The following is a 5625-nucleotide window of genomic DNA, read 5'->3' on the forward strand; positions in this document are numbered from 1 at the left end:
AGTTCTTTTTGGTGTGGGAAGTTTAAGTTAGATTCTATCATAGGTTGTCTTAGTAATCATGTTGAAGCCTGTGGACGCATCCAAATCATTGCACCTAATATTGCACCGAATTTAGTAGCAACATTTTCTATTCTCAGTTAATCAGAGCTGGCTATTTTGAAGAGAATCCAGAGATAGCAAGCACTGAAAACGTATAAGAATTAGATGAATTTTAGGTCAATTTAACATCTTTTTAATTACCGCTATCAAGCCAATGGGGGCAACCAGCAGCACGCAAGCTAGCGCCGACTACCTCGCTGCTCCTTTGACCAACGGCTTCCTGCAGGGCTACAACACCCTGGACGCCCTGGCAGCTTTGGCCTTCGGGATTACGGGAGCGCTCGTAAACTTCCCTGGCTTCCTTACTAAAAGCGTAGAATTTATCTTGCATAAGGCAACCTTCCGTAAGCAATTTTATATTACCTGTTTATTATAATGCAAAAATCCGGACAAAGTAAAAAAGGCAGTCATTTGACTGCCTTTTTTACGATTGTGCAAGATCTTTAACAGAATCCTATTATTTATCTTCACTGATAACCAGGGTCCCGTCGACCATGTCCGCCTTCAGCTTCTTGACGTCCAGGTGGTCCAGGTAGTAATCAGTTACTTTGTCACGGATTTCCTGTTCGATGACTCTTCTCAGCGGCCGTGCCCCCATAGCTTCGTCGTAGCCTTGTTCAATCAAGTAGTCCTTGGCGCTTTCACTGACAGTCAGGCTGATGCCCTTCTTGGCCAGAGTCTTGTTTACGTCAGCCAGCATCAAGTTAACGATTTTCTTCAAGTCTTCCTTGGTTAGGTGTTTGAATTCGATGACCGCGTTGAAGCGGTTGAGGAATTCCGGTCTGAAGTAAGGAGCCAGCCGGTCCATCAGCTTCTCGTCCTTCTTAGCGTCGCTCATCAGCTGTTCATTACCGAAGCCGGCGTTAGAGGTAGCGATAATGATGGTGTTCTTGAAGTTGACCGTGTTGCCTTGCCCGTCAGTTAAGCGGCCGTCGTCAAGGACCTGCAAGAGCAAGGTGATGACCTGCGGGTCAGCCTTTTCAATTTCGTCCAAAAGGATGATTGAGTAAGGGTTGCGGCGAACCTTTTCCGTCAAGGTGTTGGAGTTGTCATCGTAGCCCACGTAGCCGGCCGTGGTCCCGATCAGCTTGGAAACGGCTGTCCGGTCGGAGTATTCAGACATGTCCAGGCGGATGATGGCATCCTTAGAGCCAAACATGTCCAAGGCCAGCTGCTTGGCCAGTTCCGTCTTGCCGACCCCGGTCGGGCCAACGAAGAGGAAGGAGCCGATTGGCCGATTGCCTTCGTCAAAGCCAGCCCGGTTGCGGCGGATAGCCTTGGCTACTGCTTCAACGGCTTCATCCTGGCCGATGACCTTGGCCTTTAAGCGGCTGCTGAGCCCCTTCAGGCGTTCGATGTCGCTGGCGCCCATCTTGGAAACCGGAATCCCGGTCAGGCGTTCAACAGCAGCGGCCACGTCAGCCGGGGTAGCCACGGTCTTTCTTTCCTTGTGGTTTTCACTCAGCTGCTTTTCCAGCTTTTCAGCCTTGGCCTTGTGGTCAAGGGCGGCTTCGTAGTCTTCCTTTTCAGCGGCCTTTTCCTGGGCCTGCTTTTCTTCCTTGATCTGCTTTTCGATGGTCTTGGCGTCAGTCACCGGGTGCTGGGCAGCCAGGTGAGCGGCGGTCATGTCCAAAAGGTCGATGGCCTTGTCAGGCAGGGACCGCTGCGGAATGTACTGGACTGAGTAGTCGATGGCGGCCCTCAAGACGTCGTCTGGCAGTTCCACATTGTGGTGCTTTTCGTATAAGGACCGGATTCCCTTCAAGATCTTGAAGGTTTCAGCTGGACTCGGAGCATTGACAGTTACTTCGTTGAAGCGGCGGGCCAAAGCGGTGTCCTTCATGATGGTGTTCCGGTATTCATCCTGGGTGGTGGCCCCGATTACGGTGATTTCACCTCTGGACAAAGCCGGCTTCAAGATGTCGCTCATCCCTTTGGAACCATTGCCGTCGCCCATGCCGCCGGCACCGAGGATCTGGTGGATTTCGTCAAAGAAGAGGATGACATTGCCTCTGTCCTTGACTTCCTTGACCAGGTCCTGGATGTTCTGCTCAAAGGAGCCCCGGTACTGGGTCCCGGCTTCCAGGCTGGAGATGTCGATGGAAATAATTTCCTTGTTCTTGATTGCTTCCGGCACGTCCCCGTGGACAATTGCCTGGGCTAAGCCTTCAACGACCGCGGTCTTGCCGACCCCGGCGTCCCCGACCAGGACTGGGTTGTTCTTGGTCCGGCGGGAGAGGATTTCCGCCGTTTCCTGGATTTCCTTGTTCCGGCCGATGACCGGGTCGAGCTTGCCTTCCCGGGCTTCAGCGGTCAAGTTCCGGCCTAACTTTTCCAAAATGCCGTTGGCCTTCTTTTGCTTGCCCTGGAAATTCTTGGCCTGGCCTTGTCCTGGCAGCTGTCCAGTCTTCTGGTATTCAGCGAATTCTTCCGGGGTTACCTGCCGGCCGTTGATCAAGTAGCGGCGGTTTTCGGAATTGAAGCCGCCCAAGCCGTTCATTAATTCTCTAAAAAGATCATCCATATCGTTAAAGTTGTTGTAATCCATGATTTTACTCCTTTCTGAGTAAAATAAGTTGCTGGTTTTTGGCTAACTAAAAACTCCTTCAGCATCAAGCGAAATCAAAACAATAGGACTTGCTCAGCTGTTAAACCAGCCTTCGTATTTAGTTTAGTCATCATCGTCATCGCTGAGATAATCATTCTCCAGCTCACGCAGAACCTGCCACATCGCCACGTGCTTGGTCCGGGCGATCGCGTCGAGATCGCGCAAGTTGATTGACGTCGCATTTGATTGCTGCTTGTTAAATGACTTGTGAAGGGTAGTGTAGCCATAGCCCGACTCTTTCGCCACCCGGTAAATGGTCAGGTGCTTGTCGTCGAGGTATCGAAGAATATCGATCTTTATCGTTCTCACTCCCCTACGTCACCTATTATACCACTGTCGTCGAGGTATCGAAGAATTATCGATCTTCATCGTTCTCACTTCCCTACGCCAACTATTATACCACATCTGTGATATACCACAAGTATGAAATAACGATTTTTTAAAAAAATCGCGAAAAAAAGACCAGCTCGTCAAAAGCTGGTCAAAAAGCTATCTTATTGGGCCACGCGGGCAGCGTGCCGCTTCAAAATCATGTCCACCAGGGCATTAGCCACATTCTCGTTCTTAAGCATCGGGCCGTGGGACCAGGAGCCGATGAAGTTCTTGTAGCGGACCCCGTCTTCCTTTTCCTCATGGTTATTGCCGTAGCCTTCGACTACCTTGGCGAAAGGTTTGAGCATCTTCCGGTCATCCAGGAAGGTCTGGCCGGAGTGGTTTTCAAAGCCGATGGTCGGGCCCCATTCAGTTTCGTACTTGGTGTCACCGATCATCCGCTTCTCTGGGTCAAATTCCGTGTGTAGGGGCAGGATCCCCAGGCCCTTGATCTTGGTCCCGGAAATGGTGTTGTAGTAGGTTCCCATCAGTTCGTAGCCCCCGCAGATGGCCAGCATGGGGTTGCCAGCCTGGATGTAGTCGTTCAGGGTTTCCTTGAAGCGCTGCAGGTCCTTGGCCACGATGCTTTGTTCATAGTCCTGGCCGCCGCCGAAGAAGACAAAGTCGTAGTCGTCCGCGTTGAACTGGCTGCCCAGGGAGATATTGTCGATCTGGGTCTGCCAGCCTTTTTTCTGCAAAAAGTAGCGGAGGATCTTGACGTCACCGGAGTCCCCGTAGGTGTTCATCAAGTCTTCGTAGAGGTAGGCAATGCGAATCAAATTATCATCCATAGTCAAATTCTTCCTTATCGTAATCAATCACACTAATTATAAACTAAAAGGCGGAAAAATAATAATCTAAAGGCCAGGTCCTTTTGGCTTGCTTTTTTCACAAACTGGCTTAGACTAAAATGGTAAGCGTTTTCGCAAAAGACGGCGAAAAAGCAAGTAAGTAAAGCAAGAAAAGGATAAGTTTAAAGGATCACATATGAGTGAACAATACATTTTGGCAATCGATGAGGGGACTACCTCAACCAGGGCAATCATTTTCAACCATGCCGGCCAGCAGGTGGCCAGCGTGGCCCGGGAATTCACCCAGTACTTCCCCAAGCCCGGCTGGGTGGAGCACCAGGCTGAGGAAATCTGGAATGCCGTCCAGATCACGACGTCAACGGCCCTGATCAACTCCGCCATCCGGCCGGACCAACTGGCGGCCATCGGGATTACCAACCAAAGAGAAACCACGGTGGTCTGGGACAAGGAGACGGGCCGGCCAATCTACCCGGCCATCGTCTGGCAGTCCCGGCAAACTAGCGATATCGCGGAAAAGCTGGTTAAGGACGGCTACAGCGAGATGATCCGGCAAAAGACGGGCCTGGTGATCGACCCTTACTTCTCCGCCACGAAGATCCGCTGGATTTTGGACCATGTGGAAGGGGCCCAGGAAAGGGCGGAAAAAGGGGAGCTGCTTTTTGGCACGATCGACACCTGGCTGGTCTGGAAGCTGACCCGGGGCAAGGTCCATGTAACTGACTGCACCAATGCCAGCCGGACCATGCTCTTTAACATTCATGATTTGACCTGGGACCAGGAGATCATGGACCTGCTGAAGATTCCGCGGGCCATGCTGCCGGAGGTTAAATCAAATTCTGAAGTCTACGGGGAAACTGACCCTTACCAGTTCTTCGGCGGCAGAGTGCCGATCGCCGGGATGGCCGGGGACCAGCAGGCGGCCTTGTTTGGCCAATTGGCCGTCAAGCCGGGCATGGTCAAGAACACCTACGGGACCGGGTCTTTCATCGTGATGAACACGGGGGAGGAGCCGATTGAATCCAAGAATAATTTGCTGACGACTATTGGCTACAAGCTGGGCAATCAAGTAAACTATGCTTTGGAAGGGTCAGTCTTCGTGGCCGGGTCAGCCATCCAGTGGCTGAGAGACTCGGTCAAGCTGCTGAACTCAGCTCCGGAATCAGAGCAGGCGGCCCTGGAATCTAAAGACGATAATGAAGTCTATGTAGTTCCCGCCTTTACTGGTTTGGGGGCACCATACTGGGACAGTGAAGCCCGGGGGGCGATTTTTGGCCTGACCAGAGGCAGCAGCGACAAGGACTTGATCAAGGCAACCCTGCAGTCCTTGGCCTACCAGACCCGGGACGTGGTCGACACCATGCAGAAGGACTCGGGCATTGAGATTCCGGTCCTCAGAGTCGACGGCGGGGCTTCAAACAACAACTACCTCCTCCAGTTCCAGGCAGACCTGTTAGGCAAGAAGATCGAGCTGGCAGCGGATTTGGAAACCACTGGCCTGGGGGCCGCCTTTTTGGCAGGTTTAGCCGTTGGCTACTGGCAAGACCTGGATAGCTTGAAGGAAATTGCCAAGACCGGGGCCGCCTTTGCACCAAAGATGGAAGAGGCGGAAAGAGACCGGCTCTACGCGGGCTGGCAGCGGGCGGTTCTGGCCACCCGGGTCTTTGCCCACGGGAAAGATTTTTAGTTTTTAACGTTTAACAGGATGAAGGGTATCTTGCAGTAGGCGATTTCAAT

Annotated in this window: 5 protein-coding genes; 2 read left to right on the forward strand and 3 right to left on the reverse strand. The window is 52.2% G+C overall.

The features are described 5' to 3' along the window. Positions 1-235 precede the first annotated feature (235 nt). Entirely contained in the window at positions 236-475 is a 240-nt protein-coding gene (locus HMPREF3168_RS10655) for a branched-chain amino acid transport system II carrier protein (RefSeq protein ID WP_256388595.1), read from the forward strand. 81 nt (positions 476-556) lie between these two features. Here HMPREF3168_RS10655 and HMPREF3168_RS05040 read toward each other — a convergent pair whose 3' ends face one another. From HMPREF3168_RS05040 to HMPREF3168_RS05050, 3 genes are all read right to left on the reverse strand, one after another. Further along, positions 557-2647, reverse strand: coding sequence for an ATP-dependent Clp protease ATP-binding subunit (locus HMPREF3168_RS05040; RefSeq protein WP_070488795.1), 2091 nt, complete (start codon positions 2645-2647; stop codon positions 557-559). A gap of 123 nt (positions 2648-2770) precedes the next feature. Next, complete coding sequence (locus HMPREF3168_RS05045) at positions 2771-3007, reverse strand: hypothetical protein (protein ID WP_035161674.1); 237 nt, start codon at positions 3005-3007, stop codon at positions 2771-2773. Positions 3008-3201: 194 nt separating this feature from the next. Further along, positions 3202-3870 carry a type 1 glutamine amidotransferase gene (locus HMPREF3168_RS05050; protein ID WP_002879450.1) on the reverse strand — a complete coding sequence of 223 codons (669 nt, stop codon included), beginning with the start codon at positions 3868-3870 and terminating at the stop codon, positions 3202-3204. Positions 3871-4066: 196 nt separating this feature from the next. Here HMPREF3168_RS05050 and glpK point away from each other — a divergent pair, with 196 nt between their 5' ends. Then, positions 4067-5575 (forward strand): glycerol kinase GlpK, encoded by a 1509-nt coding sequence (gene glpK, locus HMPREF3168_RS05055; RefSeq protein WP_070488798.1) that lies wholly within the window; start codon positions 4067-4069, stop codon positions 5573-5575. Positions 5576-5625 lie beyond the last annotated feature (50 nt).

The sequence above is a fragment of the Lactobacillus sp. HMSC08B12 genome (assembly GCF_001808415.1).
GTDB classification, from domain to species: domain Bacteria; phylum Bacillota; class Bacilli; order Lactobacillales; family Lactobacillaceae; genus Lactobacillus; species Lactobacillus delbrueckii.

Excerpts from the sequence above, each read along its gene's own strand:
- HMPREF3168_RS05040 (WP_070488795.1), bottom strand. The coding sequence starts at position 2,647 with ATGGATTACAACAACTTTAACGATATGGATGATCTTTTTAGAGAATTA.
- HMPREF3168_RS05050 (WP_002879450.1), bottom strand. The coding sequence starts at position 3,870 with ATGGATGATAATTTGATTCGCATTGCCTACCTCTACGAAGACTTGATG.
- glpK (WP_070488798.1), top strand. The coding sequence starts at position 4,067 with ATGAGTGAACAATACATTTTGGCAATCGATGAGGGGACTACCTCAACC.